This is a genomic window from Novosphingobium sp. TH158 (genome assembly GCF_002855555.1).
In the GTDB taxonomy this organism is placed as follows: Bacteria; Pseudomonadota; Alphaproteobacteria; order Sphingomonadales; family Sphingomonadaceae; genus Novosphingobium.
This window is the reverse complement of sequence record NZ_PKRT01000001.1, coordinates 1,273,363-1,298,876: the sequence shown is the minus strand read 5'-3', so window position 1 is coordinate 1,298,876 and position 25,514 is coordinate 1,273,363. Positions and strand designations below refer to the sequence as shown.

The 25,514-nt window shown below is 66.1% G+C and carries 30 protein-coding genes; 21 read left to right on the top strand and 9 right to left on the bottom strand.

Going from position 1 to position 25,514, the window contains the following annotated elements; translation table 11 throughout:
* Positions 1–2 precede the first annotated feature (2 nt).
* From moaA to C0V78_RS06475, 3 genes are read left to right on the top strand one after another with little or no spacing between them, the layout of a single operon-like run.
* Positions 3–1,007: a GTP 3',8-cyclase MoaA gene (gene moaA, locus C0V78_RS06485; protein ID WP_101796979.1), complete on the top strand. Its 1,005-nt coding sequence runs from the start codon at positions 3–5 to the stop codon at positions 1,005–1,007.
* An 8-nt stretch (positions 1,008–1,015) separates the two neighbouring features.
* Complete coding sequence (locus tag C0V78_RS06480; RefSeq protein WP_101796978.1) at positions 1,016–1,258, top strand: MoaD/ThiS family protein; 243 nt, start codon at positions 1,016–1,018, stop codon at positions 1,256–1,258.
* Position 1,259: 1 nt separating this feature from the next.
* Positions 1,260–1,706 carry a molybdenum cofactor biosynthesis protein MoaE gene (locus C0V78_RS06475; protein WP_101796977.1) on the top strand — a complete coding sequence of 149 codons (447 nt, stop codon included), beginning with the start codon at positions 1,260–1,262 and terminating at the stop codon, positions 1,704–1,706.
* A 61-nt stretch (positions 1,707–1,767) separates the two neighbouring features.
* Here the strand turns inward: C0V78_RS06475 and C0V78_RS06470 are convergent, their stop codons facing one another.
* Positions 1,768–2,280 (bottom strand): hypothetical protein, encoded by a 513-nt coding sequence (locus C0V78_RS06470; protein WP_101796976.1) that lies wholly within the window; start codon positions 2,278–2,280, stop codon positions 1,768–1,770.
* Positions 2,281–2,483: 203 nt separating this feature from the next.
* On the opposite strand from C0V78_RS06470, the gene rplU reads away from it, so the two are divergent.
* From rplU to C0V78_RS06455, 3 genes are all read left to right on the top strand, one after another.
* Positions 2,484–2,852, top strand: a complete 369-nt coding sequence (gene rplU, locus C0V78_RS06465) for a 50S ribosomal protein L21 (protein WP_101796975.1) — start codon at positions 2,484–2,486, stop codon at positions 2,850–2,852.
* A gap of 20 nt (positions 2,853–2,872) precedes the next feature.
* A complete protein-coding gene (gene rpmA / locus C0V78_RS06460) occupies positions 2,873–3,139 on the top strand; it encodes a 50S ribosomal protein L27 (RefSeq protein WP_101796974.1) in 267 nt (88 codons plus the stop codon).
* 233 nt (positions 3,140–3,372) lie between these two features.
* The gene (locus C0V78_RS06455) at positions 3,373–3,921 is read left to right on the top strand and encodes a GNAT family N-acetyltransferase (protein WP_254049839.1); all 549 of its coding nucleotides are present in this window, start codon (positions 3,373–3,375) and stop codon (positions 3,919–3,921) included.
* 4 nt (positions 3,922–3,925) lie between these two features.
* Here the strand turns inward: C0V78_RS06455 and C0V78_RS06450 are convergent, their stop codons facing one another.
* Complete coding sequence (locus C0V78_RS06450) at positions 3,926–4,801, bottom strand: metal-dependent hydrolase (protein ID WP_101796972.1); 876 nt, start codon at positions 4,799–4,801, stop codon at positions 3,926–3,928.
* A gap of 30 nt (positions 4,802–4,831) precedes the next feature.
* Between C0V78_RS06450 and C0V78_RS06445 the strand changes: the two genes are divergently transcribed.
* Complete coding sequence (locus C0V78_RS06445; protein WP_101796971.1) at positions 4,832–5,422, top strand: TetR/AcrR family transcriptional regulator; 591 nt, start codon at positions 4,832–4,834, stop codon at positions 5,420–5,422.
* A 4-nt stretch (positions 5,423–5,426) separates the two neighbouring features.
* Here C0V78_RS06445 and C0V78_RS06440 read toward each other — a convergent pair whose 3' ends face one another.
* Positions 5,427–6,122 carry a folate-binding protein YgfZ gene (locus C0V78_RS06440; RefSeq protein ID WP_101796970.1) on the bottom strand — a complete coding sequence of 232 codons (696 nt, stop codon included), beginning with the start codon at positions 6,120–6,122 and terminating at the stop codon, positions 5,427–5,429.
* Positions 6,123–6,160: 38 nt separating this feature from the next.
* Here C0V78_RS06440 and pyrC point away from each other — a divergent pair, with 38 nt between their 5' ends.
* On the top strand, positions 6,161–7,198 hold the full coding sequence (gene pyrC / locus C0V78_RS06435) for a dihydroorotase (protein ID WP_101796969.1): 1,038 nt from the start codon (positions 6,161–6,163) through the stop codon (positions 7,196–7,198).
* On the opposite strand, the gene rarD is transcribed toward pyrC, so the two are convergent.
* Positions 7,176–8,078, bottom strand: a complete 903-nt coding sequence (rarD, locus tag C0V78_RS06430; protein ID WP_101796968.1) for an EamA family transporter RarD — start codon at positions 8,076–8,078, stop codon at positions 7,176–7,178. The genes pyrC and rarD overlap by 23 nt on opposite strands.
* A gap of 199 nt (positions 8,079–8,277) precedes the next feature.
* Between rarD and C0V78_RS06425 the strand changes: the two genes are divergently transcribed.
* Together C0V78_RS06425 and C0V78_RS06420 are read left to right on the top strand one after the other, a co-directional pair.
* A complete protein-coding gene (locus C0V78_RS06425) occupies positions 8,278–8,724 on the top strand; it encodes a glycine zipper 2TM domain-containing protein (protein WP_101796967.1) in 447 nt (148 codons plus the stop codon).
* 91 nt (positions 8,725–8,815) lie between these two features.
* A complete protein-coding gene (locus C0V78_RS06420) occupies positions 8,816–9,517 on the top strand; it encodes a hypothetical protein (RefSeq protein ID WP_101796966.1) in 702 nt (233 codons plus the stop codon).
* Positions 9,518–9,523: 6 nt separating this feature from the next.
* Here C0V78_RS06420 and astD read toward each other — a convergent pair whose 3' ends face one another.
* Both astD and C0V78_RS06410 read right to left on the bottom strand, forming a co-directional pair.
* The gene (gene astD, locus C0V78_RS06415; protein WP_101796965.1) at positions 9,524–10,936 is read right to left on the bottom strand and encodes a succinylglutamate-semialdehyde dehydrogenase; all 1,413 of its coding nucleotides are present in this window, start codon (positions 10,934–10,936) and stop codon (positions 9,524–9,526) included.
* Between the two features lie 58 nt (positions 10,937–10,994).
* Positions 10,995–12,386: a protein adenylyltransferase SelO family protein gene (locus C0V78_RS06410; protein WP_101796964.1), complete on the bottom strand. Its 1,392-nt coding sequence runs from the start codon at positions 12,384–12,386 to the stop codon at positions 10,995–10,997.
* 62 nt (positions 12,387–12,448) lie between these two features.
* Here C0V78_RS06410 and C0V78_RS06405 point away from each other — a divergent pair, with 62 nt between their 5' ends.
* The 5 genes from C0V78_RS06405 (at position 12,449) to C0V78_RS06385 (ending at position 18,074) form a co-directional block, all read left to right on the top strand.
* A complete protein-coding gene (locus tag C0V78_RS06405) occupies positions 12,449–13,309 on the top strand; it encodes an alpha/beta fold hydrolase (protein WP_101796963.1) in 861 nt (286 codons plus the stop codon).
* Positions 13,310–13,318: 9 nt separating this feature from the next.
* Entirely contained in the window at positions 13,319–14,446 is a 1,128-nt protein-coding gene (locus C0V78_RS06400) for a glycosyltransferase (protein WP_101796962.1), read from the top strand.
* Positions 14,447–14,548: 102 nt separating this feature from the next.
* Positions 14,549–15,319: a tetratricopeptide repeat protein gene (locus C0V78_RS06395; RefSeq protein ID WP_158241485.1), complete on the top strand. Its 771-nt coding sequence runs from the start codon at positions 14,549–14,551 to the stop codon at positions 15,317–15,319.
* A gap of 20 nt (positions 15,320–15,339) precedes the next feature.
* Complete coding sequence (locus tag C0V78_RS06390; RefSeq protein ID WP_254049838.1) at positions 15,340–16,680, top strand: PQQ-like beta-propeller repeat protein; 1,341 nt, start codon at positions 15,340–15,342, stop codon at positions 16,678–16,680.
* A gap of 44 nt (positions 16,681–16,724) precedes the next feature.
* A complete protein-coding gene (locus C0V78_RS06385) occupies positions 16,725–18,074 on the top strand; it encodes an isoprenylcysteine carboxylmethyltransferase family protein (RefSeq protein WP_101796959.1) in 1,350 nt (449 codons plus the stop codon).
* Position 18,075: 1 nt separating this feature from the next.
* Here C0V78_RS06385 and C0V78_RS06380 read toward each other — a convergent pair whose 3' ends face one another.
* The 3 genes from C0V78_RS06380 to C0V78_RS06370 form a co-directional block, all read right to left on the bottom strand.
* Positions 18,076–18,912, bottom strand: a complete 837-nt coding sequence (locus C0V78_RS06380; protein ID WP_158241484.1) for a TauD/TfdA family dioxygenase — start codon at positions 18,910–18,912, stop codon at positions 18,076–18,078.
* A 5-nt stretch (positions 18,913–18,917) separates the two neighbouring features.
* Positions 18,918–20,288 carry a glutamate--cysteine ligase gene (locus C0V78_RS06375; RefSeq protein WP_101796957.1) on the bottom strand — a complete coding sequence of 457 codons (1,371 nt, stop codon included), beginning with the start codon at positions 20,286–20,288 and terminating at the stop codon, positions 18,918–18,920.
* A gap of 65 nt (positions 20,289–20,353) precedes the next feature.
* Complete coding sequence (locus C0V78_RS06370; RefSeq protein ID WP_101796956.1) at positions 20,354–21,103, bottom strand: 16S rRNA (uracil(1498)-N(3))-methyltransferase; 750 nt, start codon at positions 21,101–21,103, stop codon at positions 20,354–20,356.
* Between the two features lie 91 nt (positions 21,104–21,194).
* On the opposite strand from C0V78_RS06370, the gene C0V78_RS06365 reads away from it, so the two are divergent.
* The 6 genes from C0V78_RS06365 (at position 21,195) to soxR (ending at position 25,514) form a co-directional block, all read left to right on the top strand.
* Positions 21,195–22,511: a TadE/TadG family type IV pilus assembly protein gene (locus C0V78_RS06365; RefSeq protein WP_101796955.1), complete on the top strand. Its 1,317-nt coding sequence runs from the start codon at positions 21,195–21,197 to the stop codon at positions 22,509–22,511.
* Positions 22,508–22,969, top strand: coding sequence for a TadE/TadG family type IV pilus assembly protein (locus C0V78_RS14895; RefSeq protein ID WP_158241483.1), 462 nt, complete (start codon positions 22,508–22,510; stop codon positions 22,967–22,969). Before C0V78_RS06365 ends, C0V78_RS14895 begins: the two co-directional genes overlap by 4 nt.
* 2 nt (positions 22,970–22,971) lie before the next feature.
* Entirely contained in the window at positions 22,972–23,367 is a 396-nt protein-coding gene (locus tag C0V78_RS06355) for a TadE/TadG family type IV pilus assembly protein (RefSeq protein WP_158241482.1), read from the top strand.
* Between the two features lie 51 nt (positions 23,368–23,418).
* Positions 23,419–24,327 carry a 4-hydroxybenzoate octaprenyltransferase gene (gene ubiA / locus C0V78_RS06350; protein WP_101796952.1) on the top strand — a complete coding sequence of 303 codons (909 nt, stop codon included), beginning with the start codon at positions 23,419–23,421 and terminating at the stop codon, positions 24,325–24,327.
* Entirely contained in the window at positions 24,327–24,959 is a 633-nt protein-coding gene (locus C0V78_RS06345) for an SOS response-associated peptidase (protein ID WP_101796951.1), read from the top strand. Before ubiA ends, C0V78_RS06345 begins: the two co-directional genes overlap by 1 nt.
* A gap of 114 nt (positions 24,960–25,073) precedes the next feature.
* A complete protein-coding gene (gene soxR / locus C0V78_RS06340; protein WP_101796950.1) occupies positions 25,074–25,514 on the top strand; it encodes a redox-sensitive transcriptional activator SoxR in 441 nt (146 codons plus the stop codon).

Sequence of the window (25,514 nt, the reverse complement as noted above, 5' to 3'; positions counted from 1 at the left end):
GCGTGAGCACCAGCCGCCCCCTTCTTGACCAGTTTGCCCGGCGGATCACGTACCTCCGCCTGTCGGTTACCGATCGTTGCGACCTGCGTTGCGGCTATTGCATGCCCGAACGGATGAGCTTCCTGCCCAAGGCAGAGGTGCTCAGCCTCGAAGAACTGCACCGCATGGCGCTCGGCTTCATTGACCGCGGCATCACCAAGATCCGGCTGACTGGCGGCGAGCCGCTGGTGCGGCGCGACATGATCGAGCTGGTCCGCGCGCTGGGCCGCAAGCTGGGCGACGGGCTCGAAGAGCTGACGCTCACCACCAACGCCACCCAGCTCGCCGCCCATGCAGACGATATTGCCGCGGCCGGTGTGCGGCGGATCAACATTTCGCTCGACACGCTGGATCGCGATAGCTTCGCCCGCCTTGCCCGGCGCGACCTGCTGCCGCAGGTGCTGGAAGGCATCGCGGCGGCGCAGGCGGCGGGGCTCAGGGTCAAGCTCAACACCGTGGCCCTGAAAGGCATCAACGAGGACGAGATCCCCGCGCTGGTCGAATGGGCGCACGGCAAGGGCATGGACCTGACCCTGATCGAAGTCATGCCGCTGGGCGAGGTGGAGGAGGATCGCTTCGATCATTACCTGCCGCTCTCCGAGGTCCGCTCGAAGCTGGAAGGCGACTTCACACTCACCCCCAGCGATCACCGCACGGGCGGGCCGGCGCGCTATTTCGACGTGGCGGAAACGGGCGGCAGGCTCGGACTGATTACCCCGCTGACCAACAATTTCTGCGAGGGCTGCAACCGCATCCGGGTAACGGCAACGGGCCAGCTCTATCCCTGCCTTGGCGGCGGCGAGCGGGTGGACCTGCGCGCCGCGCTGCGCTCCGCCGATCCGGAGGCTGCATTGGATGCGGCACTGGACATGGCCATGCGGATCAAGCCTGAACGCCACCATTTCCGTATCGATGCACCCGGCGGCGCACCGGCGCTGGCGCGGCACATGTCGACGACCGGGGGGTAGTCCGGGCGATGGTGCGGCTGGTATTCCTGGGCAAGCTGGCGGACCTTGTCGGCACGGGCACGCTCGATCTTGCCCTGTCAGGCCCCACATCGCTGGAGGACCTGCTGATCGGCCTGCCTGCCCCGCTTGCCGAACCGCTCGGCGATGCGCGGGTGAAGCTGGCGCTGAACGGCAGGCTTGTTCCGCGGGGCGAAGTGGTCGTCGATGCCGGCGATGAACTGGCATTCCTGCCCCCGGTAAGCGGCGGCTGAAATGGCGACGGACGTTCGCCTGCTGCTTCGGCCATTCGACCCCCAGTCGGAGCTGGCGCGCTTTACCGCAGCGCATCCGGAGGCTGGCGGCGTGGTCAGTTTCCTTGGGCAGGTGCGGCACGGAGGCGGCGTCGAGGCGCTGGAGCTATCCCATTACGAACCGCTCACCCTGCCGGGCATGGAAGACCTTGCCGCGCAGGCCCTGTCGCGCTGGGCGCTTGATGGGCTGCTGATGATTCACCGCTCGGGCGAAATGGCGCCGGGCGATCCCATCGTGCTGGTTGCCGCAGCCGCGCGCCACCGCCGCGATGCCTTCGCCGCAGCCGATTTTGCCATGGATCACCTGAAAAGCTGCGCCTGGTTCTGGAAGCGCGAGAAGGTGGCAGGCACCTGGCGCTGGATCGAACCGCGCGAGGAAGACCGGCAGGATCTTTCACGCTGGGGCTGAGGGCCTTTGACCTTGGTCAAGGATCGGCGCGGTGCTCCAATCTATCCCTGCAATCAACCGATCAGTCGCGCAGGCGACCTCTCAGTTCGGCCAGCGCCGCATCCTCATCGGCGACCCATGCGGTGACCTGGTCGCGGGCGGCGGCGATGGCGAGTCCATCGCCGCCGTCCACTCGATTCCGGGCATAGAGCGAATCAAGCTCTGCCAGCGCGACCATTGCCTCGCTGCGGCGCGATTCGAGTTCCGCCAAGGCAACGCTCGCCACGACCCAGGCTTCGCTGGCAACGGCCGCACCCTTGGCGGCGGCGGAAAGCCGGTCTGCCTTCGGACGGGTGGCGATGAAGCCGGCGTGCGCCTTGCGCGCCTGTTCGACAAGCGCGCCGAGCCGCGCCGCTACCGCCGGATCGAGCGGCTGCGGAGTGGCGGCCGGAGCAGGCGGGGGCGGCGGAGCATCGGTAATGCGTTCTGCCGGACGGCGGGCCAGCGAGGGATAGCCTGCCGTATCGCCGCAGGCGGAAAGCAGCAGGCAGGCGCTGAGTGCAGCGGCGGCGACGGGCAGGTTGGGCTTGGCCATGCCTTGCCATACCGCCTCGATGCCCCAAGCGAAAGTCCCGCTTCCGGCGTTGACAGGCAGGGGCGGTTGGACTAGGGGCGCTGCTTCTTGCGGACCCCCCTGGCTCAATTCAGGGAGATTCGGCGCGCCGGATGCGCGGGCTTCGATTCGACGAAGCCGGTGGACCGGGGTGGAAAAGACAGACAGAATTGGAAGCAGGTATCATGTTCGCAGTCGTGCGCACGGGTGGCAAGCAGTATCGGGTTGCCGCCGGAGACAAGATCGCAGTCGAAAAGCTGGCCGGTGAAGCCGGTGAGACCATCACCCTGGGCGACGTCCTGCTGGCCGGCGACGGCGGCGAAATCAAGGATGCCAAGGGCGTCGTGGTTTCGGCCGAGATCATCGCGCAGGCCAAGAGCGAAAAGGTGGTGGTGTTCAAGAAGCGCCGTCGTCACAACTATCGTCGCAAGAACGGCCACCGCCAGCAGATGACCCTGCTGCGCATCACCGCCGTCGGTGCGGATGCTCCCGCCAAGAAGGCTGCTGCCAAGAAGGCTGCGCCCAAGGCCGAAGCCGCCGCCGAAGCCGAATAAGATTTCCGGAGTAGAAGACCATGGCACATAAGAAAGCAGGCGGCTCCTCGCGTAACGGTCGCGACTCAGCCGGTCGCCGCCTTGGCGTGAAGAAGTTCGGCGGTCAGGAAGTGATCGGCGGCAACATCATCATCCGTCAGCGTGGTACCAAGGTGTACCCGGGCGCGAACGTGGGCATGGGCAAGGACCATACCCTGTTTGCCCTGACCGAAGGCCGCGTGCGATTCCACGATGGCAAGCTCGGCCGCAAATACGTCTCGGTCGACATGGCGCAGGCCGCCGAATAACCGGACAGTCGATAAAGGGCTGTCCTTGACGGGATAGCCCCCAGCCGGTGCATCGCGATGCCGGCAGGAAAAGAGGGAGAGGGGCAACCCGTCTCCCTTTTTTCGTCTCTCCCTCAGCACGCATCGGACCTTGTGCCGCATTCCGGCGGTTGTCCGACGCAAGCGTAATGGCGCTGTCATGCGGGCCGGCTAGACCGGTCTTGCGGGGCCCGAGTTGGAGAGTTCGAATGTTCATGCGCAGTGAAAGGCTGTTTCTGCGGCCAGCCTGGCCGGAAGACTGGAGCGAGATCTTTGCCCAGATCTCGGACGAGGCGGTGGTGCGCAACCTCAGCCGCGTTCCCTGGCCTTATACGCAAGAGGCGGCACAGCACTTTGCCGCCCTTCGGCAGGATGGCAATCACCCGCATTTCCTGATTACCCTTCCCGACGCGCAGGGTGTGCGGCTGGTCGGCTGCATCGGCCTGACCCCCGGCTACGATGCGGCGGAGCTGGACTGCTGGATCGGGCGCGAGCACTGGGGCAGGGGCTTTGCCACCGAGGCCGTTCGCGCCATGCTCAGCCTTTCCCGGGCGATCGGCCACCGGCAGCTTTCGGCAGCCCATTTCATCGACAATCCCGCTTCGGGCCGCGTACTTCGCAAGGCCGGCTTCTGCCCGACCGGTCGGGTCGAAGAGCGCTATAGCCTGGCCCGTGGTCAGGTGGCTCCTGCCGCGATCCTCAAGATCGCGCTGGGCGAGCCCTGCGATTGCGACGATGACCTGCCGGTAAGGCGAGCCGCCTGATCGTTCAGGCAAAGGCCCCCAGTTCCGCTTCGGCGGCGGGGATCAGGTGGCGGTCGTCGTGCTTCCACGGGTGGAAGCCGGGCAGGAAATAGGCGAGCCATGCCGGGAATACCCTGCGCAGGTATCCCGGCGCTCCGAACACGTACCACCAGACGCGCAGCCGCGCCTTCCAGCCGGTGATGCCGTCCTGCGCGAGCAGGTCCACCGTATCGTCGATGCGGTGCGAGACGAAGCGGCGGGTGATGGACAGCATGCTGATGCTCTTGAGCAGCCAGCGCCGGCGGCGCGGCCAGCCCTTCGTGGCGTTGAGGAAGGTGTCGAAGGCAACGGCCTTGTGTTCGATCTCTTCCACGGCGTGCCAGCGCCACATCGCGGCGACCTCCGGCTCCGCGCCCTTGAGGATCTGCGGATTGGTCAGCAGCAGGTGGGCCAGGATCGCGGTGAAATGCTCCAGCGCCATGGTCGCCGCAAGGTTGACGATCGGCGGCCGCCCCTTGGCGAGATCGAGCATCTCGGTAACGTGGGCATCGATGCGCGAAAGATCGTAACCGGCATCCACCGCCGCGCGATTGAACGCCAGGTGTTCGCGGCTGTGGTTCACCTCCTGCTGGATGAACTTGCGGATTTCCTCTGCCAGCGGGGCCGGTGCGCCATCGCGGAAGGCGCGCACCGATTCGATGAAGAATGCCTCGCCGCGCGGGAAGGTTGCGGACAGGGCATTGTGCCATGCCGTGGCCACCGGATCGCCGCCCAGCCACCAGCGCCGGGGTTTGCCCTTGCGATTGAAGCGCATGTCGCGCACGACGATGTCGTGACCAAGGGGAGCGGCCTTGCCTGAAGCGGGGGAGGATTCTACCTCGATGGTCGATCGGGCGTTCATGGTGTCGCGAACATAGGCTAACTTACAATAATGTCAATAAGGCGCAGACTCACCCAGGAAGAAAGCCGCACCGCCGCGATGGAGGCCGCGCGATCGCTGCTGATCGAGGCAGGGCCGCAAGCCGTGACGCTGAAGGCCGTGGCCGCGCGGATCGGCCGCACCCATGCCAACCTGCTGCATCACTTCGGCTCGGCATCGGGCCTGCAGAAGGCGCTGGCCGAGCATCTTGCCGGTACGATCTGCGCCACGATCGGCGAAGCGGTGATCGCCACCCGCACCGGCGTGGGCAGCCTGCGCCGCGTGGTGGACCTGACCTTCGATGCATTCGGCCGGGAAGGCGGGGGCGCACTGGCCAGCTGGATGCTGCTTTCCGGCAACGAGGACGCGCTCGACCCGATTGTCGAGGCGATCCACGACATGATCGACGAGGTTCACGGCCATGACGTGGAACCGATGCACGAGGTGACGCTGACGCTGGTGCTGATGGCGCTGGGCGATGCCCTGATGGGCGAGGCGCTGAGCGCATCGCTTGGCCTGCCGGCCTCTGCCGCGCGCGACCAGGCGGAAAAGATGCTGGTGGAAGCCGCCGAACGTGCCGGGATCGTGCCGGCCAAGGGCTAGCGGCTCAGGCCTCTGCAAGCCACTGCGGCAGACCGGCGGCGGATATGTCGTCCACGCGCCGGTGATCGACGGCCAGGCCAAGGTCCGGGTAGGCCACCCGCCGGCGCGCCGGATCGCTTTCTTCAATGGGCACGACCACCAGGCGGCGGTTGACCTTCTGCCGCCAGTTCATCCGCGCGGTGTTTTCCTGCCCGACATAGCAGCCCTTGGTGAACGAGACGCCGTTCAGTTCAGCCGCGTTGCATTCCAGCCAGAGCAGGTCGGCCAGTTCGGCACGGCCTTCGCAAACGCCGAGGGACAGGCGGTGGGCAAGCCACTGCGCATCGGCCGCCTCGCCTTCGGGCGGGCCGATCCAGCGGGTTCCCAGTGCGGGCAGGCGCGGATCGTTCCCGGCGCCGTCGGCGCGCCAGTGCACCGCCTGGGCCGGGTCCCGCGCAATGGTGATCGGGCGGCGCAGGCGATAAAGCGAGAGCCGTTTCGCCAGCGCCTCTGCCTGATCGGCCTCGCAATCGAGCAGCAGGTCATCGCCGTCTGCCCAGATGAGAAAATCGAAAAGCACCTTGCCCTGCGGGGTCAGCAGGGCCGCCCAGACGGGCAGCGCGCCGCCGACGTCGCTGGTGACAAGTCCCTGAAGAAAGCCCCGGCAGTCTTCGCCCGAAAGGCGGATCACGGCGCGGGTTGCCAGAAGCGTTGCAGTCATGGGTGACAGATAGGGTGCGAGGTGACTAAGGGGAAGCCATGACGCAGCAACTCACCATCCGCCGCCCCGATGACTGGCACGTCCACCTGCGCGATGGCGCCGTCCTGCAGGGCGTGCTGCCGCATACCGCGCGGCAGTTTGCCCGGGCGATCGTCATGCCCAACCTGTCCCCGCCGATGACCGATTGCGCCGGGGTTGCCGCCTATCGCCAGCGCATCGAAGCGGCGCTGCCTGCGGGCATGGACTTCACGCCGCTGATGACCCTTTACCTCACGGACGCGACCGACCCGGACGAGGTGGCGCGCGGCTTCGCCGAGGGCGTTTTCGTGGCGGCAAAGCTCTATCCCGCCCACGCCACCACCGGATCGGCCCATGGCGTCACCGATGTCGCCAACATCCGCGCCGTGCTGGAACGCATGGCCGCAATTGGCATGCCGCTGCTGGTCCATGGCGAGGTGACCGATGCCCACGTCGACATCTTCGACCGCGAGGCCGTGTTCATCGAACGCACACTGGCGCCGCTGGTGCGCGAACTGCCTGAACTGAAGGTCGTGTTCGAACACGTGACCACCGAGGAAGCCGTCCGCTTCGTCGAGGGCAGCGGGCCGAATGTCGCGGCGACGATTACCCCGCAGCATCTCCATATCAACCGCAATGCCATGCTGGTGGGCGGCATCCGCCCGCACATGTTCTGCCTGCCCGTCGCCAAGCGGGAAAAGCACCGGCTGGCCCTGCGCGCAGCGGCAACTTCTGGCAGCGCCAAGTTCTTCCTGGGAACGGACAGCGCCCCCCATGCCGTGGGGGCAAAGGAATCCGCCTGCGGCTGCGCCGGGATCTTCAACGCGCCCTTTGCGCTGGAAAGCTATGTCGCCGTGTTCGAGGAAGAAGGCGCGCTTGACCGGTTCGAGGCATTCGCCTCGCTTAACGGCCCGGCGTTCTACGGCCTGCCGGTGAACGAGGCGAAGGTGACGCTGGAAAAGGTTGCCGTTGCAGTGCCGGACCAGATCGATGCCAACGGCACGCAGATCGTGCCGTTCCACGCCGGGGAAAGCCTCAGCTGGCGATTTGCCGGCTAGTCCTGCGCCGCGCCAGCAGATCGGCCACGAACAGGCCGATGGCCGCCCAGATCAGCAGGAAGCTGCCAAGCTGCACGGTACGCAGCGGTTCGTGGAACACGAACAGGCCAAGCAGGAAGACGATGCTGGGCGAAAGGAACTGGACGAAGCCCAGCGTGGAATAGTCCATCCGCCGCGCCGCCGCTGCGAACAGCAGCAGGGGAACGGCTGTCAGCACGCCGGAAAGTGCAACCAGCAGGTCGGGCACCATGCCTTCACCTATCGCCGTTCCCTGCGGCCCCTGGCCATAGTAGCCGATGATGGCCAGGGCGGGCAGCAGCAGCACGGCGCTCTCGATCGTCAGGCCGGGGAGCGATTCGACAGGGGCGACCTTGCGGACCAGCCCGTAGCCCCCAAAGCTGAGCGCCAGCGACAGGCTGATCCACAGCATTTCGACTGCACCGAAGGCCAGAAGCGCGACCCCGGCCCCGGCAAGGGCGACAGCGAGCCACTGGCGGCGGTTCAGCCGCTCGCCCAGGAATACCGTGCCCAGCAGCACGTTGATCAGCGGGTTGATGTAATAGCCGAGGCTCGTCGCGAAGACATGGCCAGACTGGATCGCCGCGATATAGATCAGCCAGTTGCCGCCGATCAGCAGCGAACTGGCCAGCAAGGTCAGAACGGTCCGCCGGTTGCCCAGTGCCTGCCGGATCGCCGGCCACTGGCGCGCGAGGGTTACCGCGATCATGCAGAACGGCAGGGTGAATACCACTCGCCAGCCGACGAATTCGAACGGCGGCACATGGTGCACCAGCCGCAGGTACAGCGGCAACAGGCCCCATATCAGGTAGGCGCCCAGTGCCAGCGGCAGGCCACCCTGCCGGTGTTGTGCGCCCGTCATGTGTGTGCGGCCTTCATGCCGCCGCGCCTAGCCGGGGGCAATTGCGCGGGCAAGCCACGATCCACCCCCGGCTGTCGCTCGGTTCGTCGCAAAATTGCAAGCTGACTAACCGGTTGCCGCCTGTTCAGCTTCGGAGGCTTATAGCTGAACATGTAGCCGATGCCCGAGTCGGCTGAAAGATCGCTGAAGGAGTGCCTCGATGACCATGAACCTCAAGAACGCCGCCCTGGCGCTGGTTGCCCCGGGGCTCCTCGCCACCGCTATTCCGGCCCAGGCCCACGAAGGCGAATATGGCCGTCCTGGCTGGTCGCAGCAGAGCGACGGCTGGAACCACGACCGCCGCCGCGGCTGGAACAACGACGGACGCTACGGCAACTACGGCTATGGCAACGACGGCTACTATGGCCGCGGCTATGGCGAGCCGGTCTATCGCAACACCCGCGTCTGGCGCGGCGATGACGGCCGCTATTACTGCCGCCGCAACAACGGCACCACCGGCCTGCTGATCGGCGGCGTGGTGGGCGGCGTACTCGGCAACGAAATTGCCGGTCGCCGCGGAGACCGCACGCTGGGTGCCATCCTTGGTGCCGGTGCCGGTGCCTTGCTTGGCCGCGAGATCGACCGTTCGGGCAGCCGCTGCCGCTAAGCGCGAACTGCCCCTTTCCGAAGCGCCCCCGGCCTCAGTCCCCGGGGGCGCTTTCGTTTATCTTAACCTTGTTCGCCGATAAGCGCGGGCCATGCCTGCCCGCCGTTTCCCCGCCGTCGTTGCCGCGTCGCTGGCGCTGGCCGCCTGTTCGTCGGGAGATGACGCTGCGCAGAAGCCGGTCGATCCCGCGATCAGCGCGGCGCTCGCCGGGCCCTTGCTGACGGAGCCGGACCTTGCCGAACTGAACGGCGCCGGCCGCGCACTTTCCGGCACAGGGGTCGCCTCTGCCCTGGTGCCGGCAGGGCTGTTCAACAGCGAATCCGTGGCTGCGGCGAAGCTGGAAGCGGCGCGGCTGGCCGGAGGCTCGCTTTCGCCCGCTCCTGCGGCAAGCAGCGACGACAAGGCCGAGGCTGGCGCCACGCTGCTGCTTTCGCTGCGCCGGGCCTTCGGGCGCAGCGCCTGTGAAGACGGGCTGGGCTGGTCGGCAGTCTGGGCCAGTCGGCTTCCCGAGCCCTTCGCCGTCTATCCGCGCGGCCATGTCCAGGATGCGCTGGGTTCGGACGCGCAGGGTTGCCGCCTGCGAGGCATCAGCTTCCGCACCGGCGTGGCAGTGAACGATGTCATCGATTTCTACTGGGCCCGCGCAACTAGGGCCGGGTTCAATCCGCAGCACCACGCCGAGGGCGATGCCCACGCCATTCATGGCCGCAAGGGCGGCACTGCCTTTTCTATCTTCGTGCGGCCGGGGCCGGAGGGTTCAACAGCGGTTGACCTGCTGACCAGCGGCGGCTGACCGCGATCAGGCGTCGCGCAGGCCCACGCCGATGGTCGCGCGCGGCTGTTCCATCTCGGTGCTGGTGACCGGATAGGCGCAATAGTCCGCCGCATAGAACGCTGCCGGGCGATGGTTGCCCGAAAGGCCCACACCGCCGAACGGCGCGGCCGAGCTGGCACCATTGGTCGGCCGGTTCCAGTTGATGATACCGGCGCGAACGTTGGCCCAGAAGCGGTTGTATTCCTGCGGGCTGCCGCCGATCAGCGATGCGGAAAGGCCGAAGCGTGTGTTGTTCGCCTCGGCAATCGCCTCGTCGAAATCGTCGACGCGGATCACCTGCAGCATCGGGCCGAACAGTTCGACATCGGGGCGTTCCTTCATCGCCGTGGTGTCGATGATTGCCGGCGAGAGGAAAGGCAGGTTGGGATCGATCCGCACCATGTGCTTGATCGGCTTGCCGCCGTTGGACAGCAGGTAGACGAAGCTTTCGGTCAGCCCGTCAGCCGCGGCATTGTCGATCACCGGCCCCATGAACGGGGCGGGGTTTTCGAACGGTCCGCCAACGATGATGCGATCAGCCAGGCGCTTCACCTCGTCGATCATGGCATCATAGAGCGAGCCCTTGACGATCATCCTCCGCCCGGCGCTGCACCGCTGGCCGGCAGAGGTGAAGGCGCTTTGCACAACCAGGACCGCGGCATCGGAAATCTTGGGGGTATCCCAGACGACGATCGGGTTGTTGCCGCCCATTTCCAGCGCGACGATCTTGTCGGGACGGGTGGCGAGCTTGCGGTTGATCGCGATGCCGGCATGGGCGGAGCCGGTGAACAGCACGCCATCGATGCCTTCATGCGCGACGAGTTCCTGCCCTTCTTCCGGTCCGCCGACGAGCAGCTGGACGACCGCGGCGGAGATCCCGGCGCGGTGGAAGCACTGGCAAAGGAATTCACCGACCGCGGGGGTCTTTTCGCTGGGCTTGAACACCACCACGTTGCCCGCGATCAGGGCCGGCACGATGTGGCCATTGGGCAGGTGAGCCGGGAAGTTGAACGGCCCAAGCACGGCCATCACTCCATGCGGCTTGTGGCGCACGGCCATGGTGCCCTGCAACGCGTTGTCCAGCTTGCGCTGCGAAGTGCGCTCGGCATAGGCGCGGATCGAGATTTCCACCTTGCCGACAACCGTTTCGACCTCTGACCGGGCCTCCCACAGCGGCTTGCCGGTCTCGCGCGAGATCAGCTCGGCGAACTTGTCGCTTTCCTTGCGCACCTCGTTGGCGAAGCGGCGCATCAGTTCCATGCGGGTGGCAAGCGGCTGGGCTGCCCAGGCCGGCCATGCGCGGCGCGCACGCGCGACGGTCGCGTCGACATCGCTGCGTTTGCCCCGCCACAGCTCTTCGCCGGTTGCCGGTTCGTAGGAGATGATTTCCTTGCTCATGGACTGTGCAGGGTTCCTGTCTTTTGCAGGCAGCTACGCCGATTGTCTTGCCAAAGGGTCAATTTCCGGGTCCGCCAAGTGCCGCTCCCAAGCTGCGTATTGCCGATATCTTGTCGGCAAGCGCTTGCCAATCGTCCTTGTCGGCGATCTCGCTCCAGATACGCTCGACTTCCTCGATCACCAGGTCCGGCGCAGCGGGTGCGGACCACAGCGGATGGTCAAGCGCACCGGCGGCGGGTGTGAGGGCCTGAAGCATCTCTCCCAGCTCTCCGTCAGGCCGGTTGCGGCCGCCGCGATGGGCGAAGAAAAAGGCGTCCGGTCCCTGGCCGGTCTCGCGCATGTGGCGCTCCGCCGCGCTGACCAGATTGCGTGCCCGCTCCGCGCCAGGGTGTACGATGCCCAGCCGCCAGCAGAACTGCCGGGCCAGTGCCTCCTCGTAAAGCGGACCAAAGCGATCGAGCGCGAAAATCAAGGGCTTGGCTTCGGCCAAGGGACGCAGGGCCACGGCCATCTGGCTGCAATTCCACAGCAGTGCCTCGGGCTGGCGACCGAAGGCATAGAGCCCCGAATGGTCGAAATAGGCGGCGGTGAAGCCCGGGTCCCAGCGCGGCAGCCAGCGCCACGGGCCATAGTCGAAACTCTCGCCCGAGATGTTCATGTTATCGGTGTTGAGCACCCCGTGGACAAAGCCGGCGACCATCCATGTCGCGGCCAGTTCTGCCAGCCGCTCGACCACCTGATGCATCAGCTGCACCGCCGGTTCGTCAGCCCCGGGAGCATCGTGTGGAGGGGGTGGGCCGGGAAAGGTGTCGAGACAATAATTTACAAGTGTCTCAAGGTTGTCCCGCTCTTCCAGCACCATCAGCCGCTGGAAGGTGCCGATGCGGACGTGGCCATGGCTCAACCGAACCAGCACGGCCGAGCGGGTGGGCGAGGGTTCGTCTCCCCGCCACAGGGACTCGCCCGTCTCGATGACGGAGAATGTCTTGGAGGTGTTGACCCCCAGCGCCTCGAGCATTTCTGTGGCGAGGATTTCGCGCACGGCGCCCTTCAGCGTCAGCCGCCCATCGCCGTCGCGGCTCCACGGGGTTTGGCCGGAACCCTTGGTTCCCAGGTCCAGCAGGCGGCCAGCGCCATCGCGCATCTGGGCGAAAAGGAAACCTCTGCCATCGCCGATATCGGGGTTGTAATGGCGGAACTGGTGCCCGTGATAGCGCAGCGCCAGCGGCTCAGGCAGGTTGCCCGGCAGTGGATCGAAACGGCCGAAGTGCCTGATCCACGCGGCATCGTCGAGCGTCTCCAGCCCCACTGCCGCGGCCCAGCGATCGTTGCGGAAACGCAGCCGGGTTTCGGGGAAGTCCGCCGGGCGCACCGGGTCGGCAAGCCATGGGGCAAGGGGGGCAATTGCAGGTTCTGGCCTGTACTCACTGGGTTGCGGTTCGGCGCGCATCACGCGATAGTGGGGGCAAGAGTGGCCCCGCGCAAGCGGCGCGCAGTTGTTCAGGGGTTTACGTGAGCCAGTTCGAAGACCGCTATTGGACGAGCCAGGACGGGCTCAGGCTGCATTATCGCGACTATCCGGGCAGGGACGATCGCCCGCCGGTGTTCTGCCTGCACGGGCTGACGCGCAATGCGCGTGACTTCGACGGGCTGGCCCCGCGGCTCTCCGCCGCCGGCTGGCGCGTGATCTGCCCCGACATGCGCGGGCGGGGCGACAGCGGCTATGCGAAGGAATCGGACAGCTATTCCCCCGTCCAGTACGTCCGCGATGTCGTGCTGCTGCTGGAAGAGCTGAAGATCGACCGCTTCGTTTCCATCGGCACGTCGATGGGCGGGCTGATGACCTTGCTGATGGGCTTTACCATGGCCGATCGCGTGGCGGCCTGCGTGATGAACGATGTCGGCCCCGAACTGGAAATGAAGGGCATCGAGAAGATCAAGGACTACCTTGGCCAGGGGCGGACCTTTCCCACCTGGATGCACGCGGCCCGCGCGCTGGAAGAGGTGCACGGCGCATCCTTCCCTGACTGGACCATCGAGCAATGGCTGGTCATGGCCAAGCGCACGATGACGCTGTCGAGCAACGGGCGCATCGTCTTCGATTACGACATGAAGATCGCCGAACCCTTCATCGGCATGGACTTCACCAGCCAGCCTGATCTCTGGCCCGGCTTCGATGCCCTCGCGCAGCGGCCCGTGCTGGTGCTGCGCGGCGAGATATCCGACCTGTTTTCCGAAGCCACGTTCCGCAAGATGGGCGAGCGTGGGCCGGATGTGGAGCTGGTTACCGTCCCGCGCGTCGGCCATGCCCCGACGCTTGACGAACCGGAAGCGGTCGCTGCGATCGAACGCCTGCTGGCCAAGCTTGCCTGAGCCAGCGGCGTGCGCGTTCTCCACCTGCATTCCAGCTTTCACGCCGGCGGCAAGGAGCTGCGCTGCGCCAAGCTGATCAACGCCTTCGGCAAGGGCATCGAGCACGATATCGTCTCCGCCATCCCCGATGCGCTGGACGCGCACGAGGCGATCTCGCCGCACATGAAGGTGCGCTATCCGCGCGATTTCCCGTCGTTGCAGGGCAAGCCGCTGCCGCGCCGGCTCGAACGCATCGCCCGCGCCTTGCTGGGCTACGACCTTGTGCTCACCTATAACTGGGGCGCGATGGACGCGGTGATGGCGCATACGCTGCTCGGCCCGCGCATGGGCCTGCCGCCGCTGGTCCACCACGAAGACGGGTTCAACCATGACGAGGCGGTGAAGCTGAAGACCACGCGCAACTGGTATCGCCGGGTGGCGCTGGTCCATGCCGAGGCGCTTGTCGTTCCTTCGCGGCGGCTGGAGGAAATCGCGCTGAACACCTGGGCCCAGCCGCGCGCCAAGGTCCACCGCATCGCCAATGGCATCCAGACTGCCGCCTATGGCCGCAAGCCGCGCCGCGATGCCTTGCCGCGGGTAATCAAGCACGAGGACGATCTCTGGATCGGCACGGTTGCGGGGCTGCGCCCGGTGAAGGACCTGCCCCTGCTGGTCCGCGCCTTTTCCACCCTGCCGGACAACTGGCAGCTGGTTATCCTGGGTGAGGGGCCCGAGCGCGAGGCGATCATCCAGCAGGCGATTGCGCTGGATGTCGGCCACCGCGTGCACCTGCCGGGGTTCATCGCCGATCCGGCCAAGGTGATCGGCCTGTTCGATATCTTCGCGCTGTCATCTCAAAGCGAGCAGTTCCCGATTTCGGTGGTGGAAGCCATGGCGGCTGGCCTGCCCGTAGCATCGCCGGGCGTGGGAGATGTCGCCGCGATGGTCGCTGCCGAAAACCGCCCCTTCATCGTTTCCCCGGGCAGCGAGGCAGAACTTGCCCTTGCGCTGGAAAAGCTGGCGGCCGATCCCGTGCTGCGCCGCCATGTCGGTGCCGCCAACCAGGTGCGGGCACGCGCCGAATATGACGAGGGAACGATGGTTGCCGCCTATCGCCAGGTCTATGCCCGGGCGATGAAGCGCGAACGTTTCGGGTGACAAACACGGTTATTCAGGCCCGCTTCACGATCATATCCGTTGAAATGGCAGGCCCATCCGCTAAACACCGCCATCCGGATCAGCTTGCCGAAAGACCCAGACTTGGCCCTTCGCCCCGATAATTCGAAAACGCCCGCAATCAGCCGCGAAGATGCGCAACAGGAAGGCTTCCTGCGCGAAGTGGACGAGGCCCTGCGCGAGCAGGAAGCGCTCGATCTCGTCAAGCGCTGGGGCAAGCTGATCGGCTGGGCCGTTTTCCTCGGCCTTGGCGCCCTCGCCGCATGGCTGGGCTGGAACTATTACCGCGACCAGGGGCGCGAGCAGCGCTCGGAAGAATACGTCAAGGCGCTTGACCAGCTGGAAGCCGGCCGGCTCGACGAAGCCAGCAAGCTGCTGGCTCCGCTGGCCAAGGAAGGTGGCGATGGCAGCCAGGCGGCAGCCCGCCTGCTGCAGGCCGGCATCGCGCTTGAGCAGGGCAAGGCAGACGCCGCGACCAAGATTTTCGCCGAAGTTGCCGCCGATGACAGCGCGCCGCAGGCCTATCGCGATCTGGCCCGCATCCGCGAAGTGGCGCTGCGTTTCGATTCGATGCCGGCAGACCAGGTGGTTGCCGCGATGAAGCCCTTTGCCCAGCCCGGTAATCCGTGGTTCGGTTCGGCGGGTGAACTGCTTGGCCTTGCATACATGAAGCAGGGCAAGAACGATCTGGCCGGCCCCGTTTTCGCCTCGATTGCGCGCGACAAGGCCGTGCCTGACACGCTGCGCCGCCGTGCGCGGCAGATGGCCGGCTACCTCGGCGTCGATGCCGTCGACGATGTGAACGAGGCGGTGAAGGATGTTACCGCGGCCAATGCGCCGGAGCAGGGACAGTGATTGCGATGAAGGATGCCCGGATGACCACCAAGACCCCGTTCCGCCGTGCGGCTGCCGTCGCTGCGCTTGCCATGGCGGTAACGCTTTCGGGCTGCGGCGTATTCGGCAAGAAGGGGCCGACCACGCCCACCGTCGGCAACCGCGTGCCGATCCTCAGCCGGGTCGAATCGGGTGCCAAGGTTGACCCCAACCTCGCCTCCGTCTCGGTTGTTCTCCCCCCGGCAGAGGCCGATCCGGAATGGCCGCAGGCGGGCAACACGCCCAGCAAGTCCTATGGCCACCTTGCGCTTGCCGAAGCGCCGGTGCGCGGGTGGAGCGGGGCGATTGCCGGCAACAACAAGCGCCAGCGCCTTGCCGCCGCACCGGTGGTGGGCGGCGGAACGCTTTTCGCCATGGACACCGAAGGCACGGTTCACGCTTTCGATGCGGCCAGCGGGGCAAAGCGCTGGGCCAAATCGTTCAAGATCAGCGGCGATGGCGCCAGCTCGGTCTTCGGCGGCGGCGCCAGCTTCGATGACGACAAGGTCTATGTGACGACCGGCGTGGGCGAAGTAGCCGCGCTCGACGCCAAGGATGGCAACCAGCTGTGGAAGGTGAAGCCCGCCGGCCCGCTGCGCGGATCGCCGACGGTCGCCTTCGACATGGTCTTCGTCATGACGCAGTCGAACCAGCTGATCGCGCTCGATGCCAAGGACGGCGCGCTGCTGTGGAACGAGAGCGGATCGAACGGCCTTTCCGGCATCTTCGGCGTTGCCGCGCCGACCATCGGGCAGGGCTCGGTGATCGCCGGCTATTCGACCGGCGAACTGGTTACCTACCGCTATGAAAACGGCCGCACGCTGTGGTCCGACGCCCTGGCACGCACCTCGCTGGCGACGACGGTGGGCGTGCTCACCGATATCGACGCCGATCCGATCATCGATCGCGGCCGGGTCTTCGCGCTGGGTCAGGGCGGGCGCATGGCGGCCTATGAACTGCTCACCGGGCAGCGCGTCTGGGAGCTTAACCTCGCAGGCATTTCCACCCCGGCCATCGCCGGCGACTGGATCTTCACGCTGACCGACGAAGCGAAGCTGCTGTGCATTGCGCGCAACACCGGCAAGGTGAAGTGGGTGACGCAGCTGACGCGCTTCAAGAACGAAGAGAAGAAGAAGAACCCGGTGTTCTGGACCGGCCCGGTGCTGGCCAACAACCGCCTGTGGATCGCCAATACCGAGGGCGAACTGCTTTCGGCCAGCGTCACCGACGGTACGGTTGCGCCCTTCACCAAGCTGGGCAGCTCGATCAGCCTGCCGCCGATCGTGGCGGGCAAGAAGCTGTACATCCTGGACGACAGCGGGCGCATCACTTCCTTCCGTTAAGGGCGTTACCGCGCCCTTAACCCTTTGCCGCTATTGCGCGCAGCGTGACGACGCATGCGCCTTCCGCCGATCCGCGGCCCACGAGTGACGTTTCGGCGGCCACCGGGCTGACCGGGCTTGCCGGTCTCGCCCTGTGGGTGTGCCTGTGCCATTTCTGGCCGGAAATCGTTGACCTGCTGGGCCTGGACAGCCCGCGCGAGCGGCTGACCGGGCCGAATGCCGCGCTGATGGGGCTGGTGTTTTGCGCCCTGCCGATGGTCGCATGGTCGGTGCTGGTCGAAAAGGTCCACCTGCGCCCGTCCACCGGGATCAACTGGCAGGTGAAGCGGCCGCTTTCCGCCGTTGTCGATATCTCGATCACCAAGCTTGCCGGCCTGTGGGCCACCTGGGCGATCATCGGGTTCCTCTATTGCCTGTTCCGCTGGTACTGGGATGGCCCGTACCAGGTGGCCATGACCGTGCTCGGCTGGGCCGCGGTACCGATGTTCCTGCTGTCGGTCCCTTATGTCCTCTGGCTTGACCGCGTGCTGGTGGAACCGCGCGACCCCTGCTGGCACTTCGGCGCCTGGCTGATCGGGCGCGAGGCACATGATCCGGCCATGCTGCCGATCCATCTGCGCGCCTGGGCGGTGAAGGGCTTTTTCACGGCCTTCATGATCTCGATCGTGCCGGGCGGTTTCGCCGACCTTGTCGGCCGCGACTGGAGCGGCATGTGGCTGGACCCGGTGGCCGTGACGAACCTGCTGGTGCTGATGATGTTCGTCGTCGACGAACAGATCGGCACGGTGGGCTATATCCTCACGGTCAAGCCGCTCGACGCGCAGATCCGCTCGGCCAATCCCTACCTCGCGGGCTGGGTGGCGGCGCTGATGTGCTATCCGCCGTTCCAGATGATGAACATGGGCGGCCCGCTGTTCTACGAAGCCAATACCGCCGGATGGGCATGGTGGATGGAAGGGCAGGCCGTGCTGCTCTGGGCCTGGGCCGCGCTGCTGGTGGTGCTGACCGGGATATACGCATGGGCAACGGTTGCCTTCGGCATCCGCTTTTCCAACCTCACCTATCGCGGCGTGCTGACCAACGGTCCCTACCGCTGGACCCGCCATCCGGCCTACCTCTCCAAGAACGCCTTCTGGTGGTGCGCCACCCTGCCGTTCCTCGTCACCAATGGCTCGCTGACCGACGCCGTGCGCAACGCCGTGTGCCTCGCCGGGGTCAGCGCGATTTACTTCTGGCGCGCCAGGACAGAGGAAAAGCACCTGCTGGCGGAAGATGCCAAGTACCGCGAATATCACGCATGGATGGAACGCAACCCCACGGTTACGCGGTTCATCAAGCGACTGCTCGCAGGCCTGCGCCCGCAGCGCGGCGCGGTAGCCCAGCCGGCGGAATAGGTCAGCCGCGAACGCCGCAGATCGGTTCGTCGCCTTCGATGGTGAAACGGTTGAGCAGGCGGCCCGATGCCGGATCGAACGGCCGGGCGCGGTGCAATGTCCCGGTGTTGTTCCAGATCAGCAGGTCACCTGGCCGCCACTGGTGGCTGTAGACGAATTCCGGCCGGGTCTGATGCGCGCGCAGGCGCAGCAGCAGGTCATAGCTGTCAGCAGCGGCCATATCCGCAACGTGAGAGACCGAAACGCCAAGCATCAGCGACTTGCGCCCGTCGCAATGCTGCCAGACCAGCGGCTGCTGTGCCGGCGGCACGGCCCGCCAGGCGGCGAATTGGGCATCGCTTGCTTCGGGAAAGGCCGCTTTGCCGGAGGTCTGCGCGCTCAGCACGACGCGCTGCGGATCAATCAGCGCTTTCGTCTCGCTATCGAGCGCGTCGTAGGCGGCGTAGCAATTGAGAAATTCGGTTTCCCCGCCACTGGGGGAAAGCTTCACCGGGCGGAACGAACCGCCGAAGCAGGGAACGGTCTGGTTGTGGTAACCGTCGATGTGCCAGAACATGGTCTGGGCGACATAGGCCGAATATTCAGGGCTGGCAGTCTCGTCGATCGTGACGCGCTGGAGTTCATCGCCCGCAGCACCGCGCAGCGGGCCGATCGAAGCGGTGATCGCGCGTTGCTGCTCAGGCGAGATGTCGAGGTCGCGGAACAGGATCACGCCGCGTTCCTGCAGCAGGCGGCGCAGTTCCGCCCCGTGCACCCCGCTGGCCAGATCGCCGGGATCGCCGCTCACCTCGCTGCCGATCAAGGGCTTGATCGGGTGGTGGTCGAGCTTTCCCGCCACGCCGGTCAGAAGCTTTCCTCGTAGATCCGGGTGAGGTCTCCGCCCCATTCGCCGTGATACTTGTCGAGCAGCACCTGCGCCGGAACCTTGCCGGTCCGCACGATCTCGTCGAGTGGTTCGAGGAAGCCGCTTTCGTTGTCGCCTGCCGAATTCAGCCGCCCGCGTGCGTTGAGTCCCGAGCGCGCGATGGCCAGTACCTCGGCGGCAATGTCGCGAAGGGTTCCGCCGCCGGGAAGGGGAGCATCGAGCGCCAGCTTCGGCACTGACGAGCGCAGCAGTTCGCGCCCTTCCATGTCCCAGTCCTTGACCAGATCCCACGCTGCATCGAGTGCGCCCTGATCATAGAGCAGGCCGACCCAGAACGCCGGCAGGGCGCAGATACGGTTCCAAGGCCCGCCATCGGCGCCGCGCATTTCGAGGAACGATTTCAGCCGCACTTCCGGGAAGGCGGTGGAAAGGTGGTCGTTCCAGTCCCCCAGAGTCGGCCGTTCGCCGGGCAGGGCGGGAAGCTTGCCGTCAAGGAAATCGCGGAAGCTCTGGCCTGCGGCATCGATGTATTTGCCGTCGCGGAACACGAAGTACATCGGCACGTCGAGCATGTATTCGACGTAGCGGTCATAGCCGAAGCCGTCTTCGAAAACGAAGGGCAGCATGCCCGTGCGCGCCGGATCGGTATCCGACCAGATGTGGCTGCGATAGCTCAGCATCCCGTTGGGCTTGCCTTCGGTGAAGGGCGAATTGGCGAACAGCGCGGTCGCCAGCGGCTGGAGCGCCAGGCTGACGCGGAACTTCTGCACCATGTCCGCCTCGCTCGAATAATCGAGGTTGGTCTGGATGGTGCAGGTGCGCAGCATCATGTCGAGGCCCATGGTGCCGACGCGCGGCATGTGGCGCAGCATGATCTCGTAGCGGCCCTTGGGCATGATCGGCAGCTCGGCCCGCGTCTTGTCGGGCCACATGCCAAGGCCGAGGAAGCCGATGCCGAACTTCTCACCGATTTCCTTCACCTGTCGCAGGTGGCGGCCGGTTTCGGCGCAGGTCTGGTGCAGGTTTTCGAGCGGCGCGCCCGACAGTTCGAGCTGACCCGCCGGTTCCAGGCTGACATTACCGTCGGCGCCGGCGAGGGCGATGATCTTGCCGCCTTCCTCGATCGGCTCCCAGCCATAGGCTTGCAGCGCCTTCAGCAGGTCGAGGATGCCGCCGGGCTCGCCATAGGAAGGAGCATGCTTGTCACCCAGCGAGAAGACCAGCTTCTCGTGCTCGGTGCCGATGCGCCATTGTTCGCGGGGTTTCTCACCCTTGGCCATCGGCGCCACGAGATCCTCGCGGCGCTCGATCAGGGGATCGTTGCGATCTGAAACCTGTCTCGTGCTCATGCGGGCGGGTTAGTGCGTGGGGCGCGGCGATGCCACTAAATTCCGCCCTGCAAAGCGATCAAAATTCACGCCGTCCAATCGCCCATGGTGCCCATCCACAACGCGGTTCCGGCAATGGCTGCGGTCTCGCCGCGCAGGATGCGCGGGCCGAGCATGATCGCGCGGGCCTGCGGCAGGGCCCGGATCGCGGCGCGCTCCGTCTCGTCAAACCCGCCTTCGGGGCCGGTGAGCAGGGCGGCTGCCGGGACATTCGCGGCAAAGGCCGGGGCCGCCGGCTCGCCGCCGTTCTCGTCGGCGAAAAACAGCGCACGATCCGTTTCCCAATGCTTGATAAGGGCATCGAGCCTGACCGGTTCGGCCAGTTCGGGCAGCGCGGTGCGGGCGCATTGCTCTGCCGCCTCGATCAGGATGGCGCGGGCGCGGTCAAGGTTCAGCTTGTCCGCCACACAGCGCCGGGTGATCACCGGCTGGATCCGCCGCGCGCCCAGTTCGCAGGCCTTTTCCAGCACCAGGTCGAAACGGTCCTTCTTCAGCAGCGCCGCGCAGAGCGTGAAATTGGGCACGTCCTCGCGCGGGCGGAGCAGGCTTTCGACCGAAAGCACGACATCGCGCTTGCCGGCAGAGCTGACCCGCGCGGCCCATTCGCCCGTCTGGTTATCGCACAGCACCACGGCATCGCCTTCGGCCACGCGCATGACGCGCCCAAGGTAGTGCGCCTGCGGGCCATCGATCGCGACAGATGCCCCTGCGGCCAGCCGTTCGCCAACGAACAGGCGGGGAGCGCTCTTGGGCGGCCAGGCGGGGGTGGCGGGCATGGGGCGGATGGGGCCTCGCTTTTACGATAAGTTACAGGCTGGGAAAGCTTTGGGAAAACGACCGTTAAACATCAAGGCCTAACCCGAGGCCATGTACCCGCAGACTTCCATTCTGGCCACTCGCGATCGGCTGGCGCGGCTGATGCGCCCGCTCGCGCGGCTGAAGCGCGACCGCAGCGGCCAGACCCTGACGGTCTTTGCGCTTTCGCTGACGCCGGTCATCGCCGGTGTCGGGCTGGCGATCGATGCGGCGCAATGGGTGGCCTGGCAGAATGCCCTGCGCAACGCCGCCGATCTTTCCGCGCTCGCAGGCGCTCGCGCCAAGATCAATTCGCAGAATGTCGAACGCGCCGTGCGGCTGGCGCTGGCCAAGAACGAGCAGCGCAGCTTCACGATCGAGGCGGTGCAGAACCCGCCGAGCACCGGAACAGGAACTGCCGACAATTATGCCGTCCGCGTTGTCCTGTCGGTTGAACAGGCCCTGCCGTTCAGCAGCATCTTCCTCTCCACCGCCCCGCGCATCCAGGTGGAATCGACGGCCAAGGTGTTCGGCGGCACGCCCAATTGCGTGCTCGGGCTGGACCCTTCGGGCACGACGGCCGTTTCGGTCACCGGCTCGGCCAGCCTGACCATGCAATGCGGCATGGCGTCCAATTCGATAGGCGCACCCGCCTTGCTGGCCGATGCGCAGACCGTGGCCGTGCCTTCGCTTTCGGCGGTGGGTTCGGTTACGGCGGGAAGCGGGGTTCCGTCTACCACCACGATCAATGCCGGTGCCTCGGCCCAGCAAGATCCCTATGCCGGCCTGCCGCTGCCCAATCCGGGAAGCCTGTGCAACGGCGCCCCGGCCGTGACGGTCAAGAGCATGACCAGCCTGACGATCAACCCGGGCTGCTATTCCAGCATCAAGAGCCTGGGTTCGCTGACGCTGAACCCCGGCATCTATTACATCAACGGCGGCGACGTGCAGGTGGGATCGCAATCGCTGATCAGCGGCGATGGCGTCACCCTGATCTTCACCAATATCGCCGATCCGACCAAGCCGGGGCGCTTCGACGCGGCCGGCAATTCCTATGTCCGCCTGATCGCCCCCAGCACGGGCACCTATGCCGGGATCATCATTTACCAGGACCCCCGGACCGTCACTTCGAGCAAGACCAACATGTTCGTCACCGGAACCTCCTTTGCCGACTACAGCGGCACCTGGTTCTCGCAGTACCAGGGTGCGATCTACGCCCCGAAAAGCTCCGTGCGATTCACCGGCAACAGCGGCGTCAGCACGCCCTGCATGCAGATCGTCTCTTTCCAGGTGGAATTCACCGGCAACACCACGATCACCAACAATTGCCCCAACGGTTCCGGCGCGGGCGCCTTTGGCGGGGCAACTTCGGTGAAGCTGATCGGATGATGACGATGCGGAACCTGATGCGGCACCTGTGGCACGATCAGCGCGGCGTCTCGGCCGTGGAAGCGGCGATCTTCATGCCCATCCTGCTCAGCCTTGCCGTGGGCGCTATAGACCTGACGCAGCTTTCGGTCATGCGGCTGAACCTGCAACAGGTGGCCAATGCAGGGGCGGCCATGGCGGTTGCCGGCGGCAATACCCCGCCCGACAACACCACGCTTGCCGCGCGGTTGGCGGCAGACACCGGCATGGCTGCATCGGCCATCACCGTTACCCGGTGGACCGAATGCAACGAGGCAGCGCAGGCCAATATCGCCGCATGTCCCAACGCATCCGACGTGCGGGCAGACTATCTCACGGTAACAGTTACAGGCAGTTACACGCCGATCTTCAGTGGCCCCTTCGGCAAGCTGGCGCAGACCACCACCTATGTCGCCAGTTCCACGGCAAGGATCCGCTGACCGTGCGCCGTCTGTTACGCAACCGCCGGGGCTCTGCGGCTATCGAGTTTGCTCTCATTGCCCCGCTGGTGTTCCTGCTGATCATCGGCATCCTGCAGATGGGCAATTACTTCTACGTCCGCAGCGCGGTGAATCACGCCGTGGACGAGGCCGCGCGGCTGGCGAGCGTTTACCCCGTGCCCAGCGACGCCGACCTGACGACCCGTTTCCAGCAGCAGGATTTCGGCGCCGTGGCCGATGGCGTTCCCACGCTCACCATCACGCGCGGGCAGGTGAACGCGAATATCGACTGGACCCAGATCACCGCCACCACCTCGATCTCGATCAACCTGGGTTTCGTGAACCTTGGCGCCTTGCCGATATCGGCCAGCAAGCGGGTCTATACCGCCTCGTCCTGATCGGTCTGGCGCAGCTTGTTGCCCGGCCACCTGCTGTGGCATGGAAGGCCGATGTCTTCCTCGGCAGAAATCGTACCCGATAGCCAGCACCGCGGCCTCGTCGCCGCCCTGCCGCAACCCTTGCGTGACTATGCCCTGCTGGCGCGGTTCGACAGGCCGATCGGCTGGTGGCTGCTGTTCTGGCCCGGTGCCTGGGGAGTGCTGCTCGCTGGCGGAATGCAGCGGTGGGACCTGATCGGATGGTTGCTGCTGGGCTCCATCGTCATGCGCGGAGCGGGCTGCGTTTATAACGACCTCGTCGATGCAGACCTTGACCGCAAGGTGGCGCGCACCGCCAGCCGCCCCGTGGCCAGCGGCCGGGTGAGCAGGCGTGCGGCCTGGGCCTGGCTGCTGCTGCTGTGCCTGGTCGGCCTTGTCGTGCTGCTGCAACTGCGCTGGCCGGCGCAGGCAGTCGCCCTTGCCAGCCTTGCCCCGGTTGCCGCCTATCCCTTCATGAAGCGCATCACCTGGTGGCCGCAGGCGTGGCTGGGGCTGGTGTTTTCCTGGGCGGCGCTGGTCGGCTGGGTCGAGCTGACCACCGCGCACCCCGGTGTGCTGGCCCTGCTTTACGCCGGGTCGGTGGCATGGGTGATCGGCTATGACACGATTTATGCCCTGCAGGACGTAGAGGACGATGCGCTTGTCGGCATCCGGTCGAGCGCGCGGGCGCTGGGTACGCGTGTGCGGGGAGGAGTGGCCGGGTTCTACGCTGCCGCCGTGGGGCTTTGGGCGGCGGCGTTCTGGCTGCTGCGGCCGGACTGGCTGGCCCTTGTCGCCCTGCTGCCGGTTGCGCTTCATCTTGCCTGGCAGGTCGTGACGCTGGACCCGGCCGACGGCAGCAACCCGCTCGCGCGCTTTCGCGCCAACCGGTTTGCCGGTCTGCTGATGGCGCTTGCCTGCTGGGTGGTGGGCAACGCCTGATGTGCAACCTCTACCGCATGACGAAGGGCACGCAGGAAGTAGCGAAGCTCTTCGCGGTGGAGGCGCGGCAGGGGATCAACGTCGCCGCGGAACTCTATCCCGGCTTTCCCGGCATGGTCGTGGCCGAAGGGCAGTTGCGTGCCATGCACTGGGGCTTTCCCCTCGCTCTCAAGGGGCGGCAGGGGCAGGCCCTGAAGCCCAAGCCAGTCACCAATGCGCGAGAGGACAAGTTGCTGACGGGCTTCTGGCGGGAAAGTTTCGTCCAGCGCCGCTGCCTCGTGCCGGTCTCGCAATGGGCAGAGGCGGAAGGTGAGAAGGGGCGCATGACCCGCACCTGGTATGGCCTGCCGGACGAGGACGTCTTCGCGGTGGCCGGCCTGTGGCGGCGCAGCGCGGAGTGGGGCGACGTCTACAGCATCGTCATGGTCGATGGGCATCCCCGGATGGCCGAGGTGCATGATCGCATGCCGCTGATCCTCTCCCGTGCCGCTCAGCATTACTGGCTCGAAGGCTCGCCCGAGGACGCGCTGGCCCTCTGCCGGACCTGGGAGGATGACCTGACGGTGGAGCGGACCAGCGAACGCTGGGCGGGTGGCGGGCCCGGCGCGCCGTCGCAACCGGAACTGTTCTAGGCATAAAGAAGGTCTGTAATTCAGGCTGTTGGGCGGTCATGCCATGAAAATGCTTTATCTTGAAGAAACCTCAAGCTAGCTTCAGGTCAGGCGATTTCAGGCCCGGAGGCGGGATTGGACAAGAATGACTTGCTGCCCATTGGCGAGCTGGCCCGGCGCACCGGCCTCGCGGTTTCTGCCATCCGCTTCTACGAGGATCGAGGGCTGATCCAGGCCTTCCGCACCGTCGGCAACCAGCGGCGTTTCCTGCGCAGCGACATCCGCCGTCTCAGCTTCATCCTCGTGGCCCAGCGGCTCGGGCTTGGCCTGGCCGAGATCGAGACGGAGCTTGCCAAACTGCCGCAAGGGCGCACGCCCTCGCTTTCCGACTGGCAGAAGATCAGCCGCTCGATGCGTGGCGCCATCGATGCGAAGATCCAGCTGCTCACCCGCGCCCGTGCCAAGCTGGACGAATGCATCGGCTGCGGTTGCCTCAGCCTGCCGCGCTGCGAGATGCACAACCGGGGGGACAAGGTGGGCGCGGCTGGGCCGGGACCGCGGCTGGTGCTCGACTGA

Excerpts from the sequence above, each read along its gene's own strand:
- pyrC (WP_101796969.1), top strand. The coding sequence starts at position 6,161 with ATGACGCAGCAACTCACCATCCGCCGCCCCGATGACTGGCACGTCCAC.
- C0V78_RS06420 (WP_101796966.1), top strand. The coding sequence starts at position 8,816 with ATGCCTGCCCGCCGTTTCCCCGCCGTCGTTGCCGCGTCGCTGGCGCTG.
- C0V78_RS06480 (WP_101796978.1), top strand. The coding sequence starts at position 1,016 with ATGGTGCGGCTGGTATTCCTGGGCAAGCTGGCGGACCTTGTCGGCACG.
- C0V78_RS06345 (WP_101796951.1), top strand. The coding sequence starts at position 24,327 with ATGTGCAACCTCTACCGCATGACGAAGGGCACGCAGGAAGTAGCGAAG.
- C0V78_RS06390 (WP_254049838.1), top strand. The coding sequence starts at position 15,340 with ATGACCACCAAGACCCCGTTCCGCCGTGCGGCTGCCGTCGCTGCGCTT.
- C0V78_RS06440 (WP_101796970.1), bottom strand. The coding sequence starts at position 6,122 with ATGACTGCAACGCTTCTGGCAACCCGCGCCGTGATCCGCCTTTCGGGC.
- C0V78_RS06365 (WP_101796955.1), top strand. The coding sequence starts at position 21,195 with ATGTACCCGCAGACTTCCATTCTGGCCACTCGCGATCGGCTGGCGCGG.
- C0V78_RS14895 (WP_158241483.1), top strand. The coding sequence starts at position 22,508 with ATGATGACGATGCGGAACCTGATGCGGCACCTGTGGCACGATCAGCGC.
- astD (WP_101796965.1), bottom strand. The coding sequence starts at position 10,936 with ATGAGCAAGGAAATCATCTCCTACGAACCGGCAACCGGCGAAGAGCTG.
- C0V78_RS06450 (WP_101796972.1), bottom strand. The coding sequence starts at position 4,801 with ATGAACGCCCGATCGACCATCGAGGTAGAATCCTCCCCCGCTTCAGGC.
- rplU (WP_101796975.1), top strand. The coding sequence starts at position 2,484 with ATGTTCGCAGTCGTGCGCACGGGTGGCAAGCAGTATCGGGTTGCCGCC.
- C0V78_RS06445 (WP_101796971.1), top strand. The coding sequence starts at position 4,832 with ATGTCAATAAGGCGCAGACTCACCCAGGAAGAAAGCCGCACCGCCGCG.
- C0V78_RS06370 (WP_101796956.1), bottom strand. The coding sequence starts at position 21,103 with ATGCCCGCCACCCCCGCCTGGCCGCCCAAGAGCGCTCCCCGCCTGTTC.
- C0V78_RS06455 (WP_254049839.1), top strand. The coding sequence starts at position 3,373 with ATGCGCAGTGAAAGGCTGTTTCTGCGGCCAGCCTGGCCGGAAGACTGG.
- C0V78_RS06410 (WP_101796964.1), bottom strand. The coding sequence starts at position 12,386 with ATGCGCGCCGAACCGCAACCCAGTGAGTACAGGCCAGAACCTGCAATT.
- C0V78_RS06375 (WP_101796957.1), bottom strand. The coding sequence starts at position 20,288 with ATGAGCACGAGACAGGTTTCAGATCGCAACGATCCCCTGATCGAGCGC.
- C0V78_RS06470 (WP_101796976.1), bottom strand. The coding sequence starts at position 2,280 with ATGGCCAAGCCCAACCTGCCCGTCGCCGCCGCTGCACTCAGCGCCTGC.
- C0V78_RS06475 (WP_101796977.1), top strand. The coding sequence starts at position 1,260 with ATGGCGACGGACGTTCGCCTGCTGCTTCGGCCATTCGACCCCCAGTCG.
- rarD (WP_101796968.1), bottom strand. The coding sequence starts at position 8,078 with ATGACGGGCGCACAACACCGGCAGGGTGGCCTGCCGCTGGCACTGGGC.
- C0V78_RS06425 (WP_101796967.1), top strand. The coding sequence starts at position 8,278 with ATGACCATGAACCTCAAGAACGCCGCCCTGGCGCTGGTTGCCCCGGGG.
- rpmA (WP_101796974.1), top strand. The coding sequence starts at position 2,873 with ATGGCACATAAGAAAGCAGGCGGCTCCTCGCGTAACGGTCGCGACTCA.
- ubiA (WP_101796952.1), top strand. The coding sequence starts at position 23,419 with ATGTCTTCCTCGGCAGAAATCGTACCCGATAGCCAGCACCGCGGCCTC.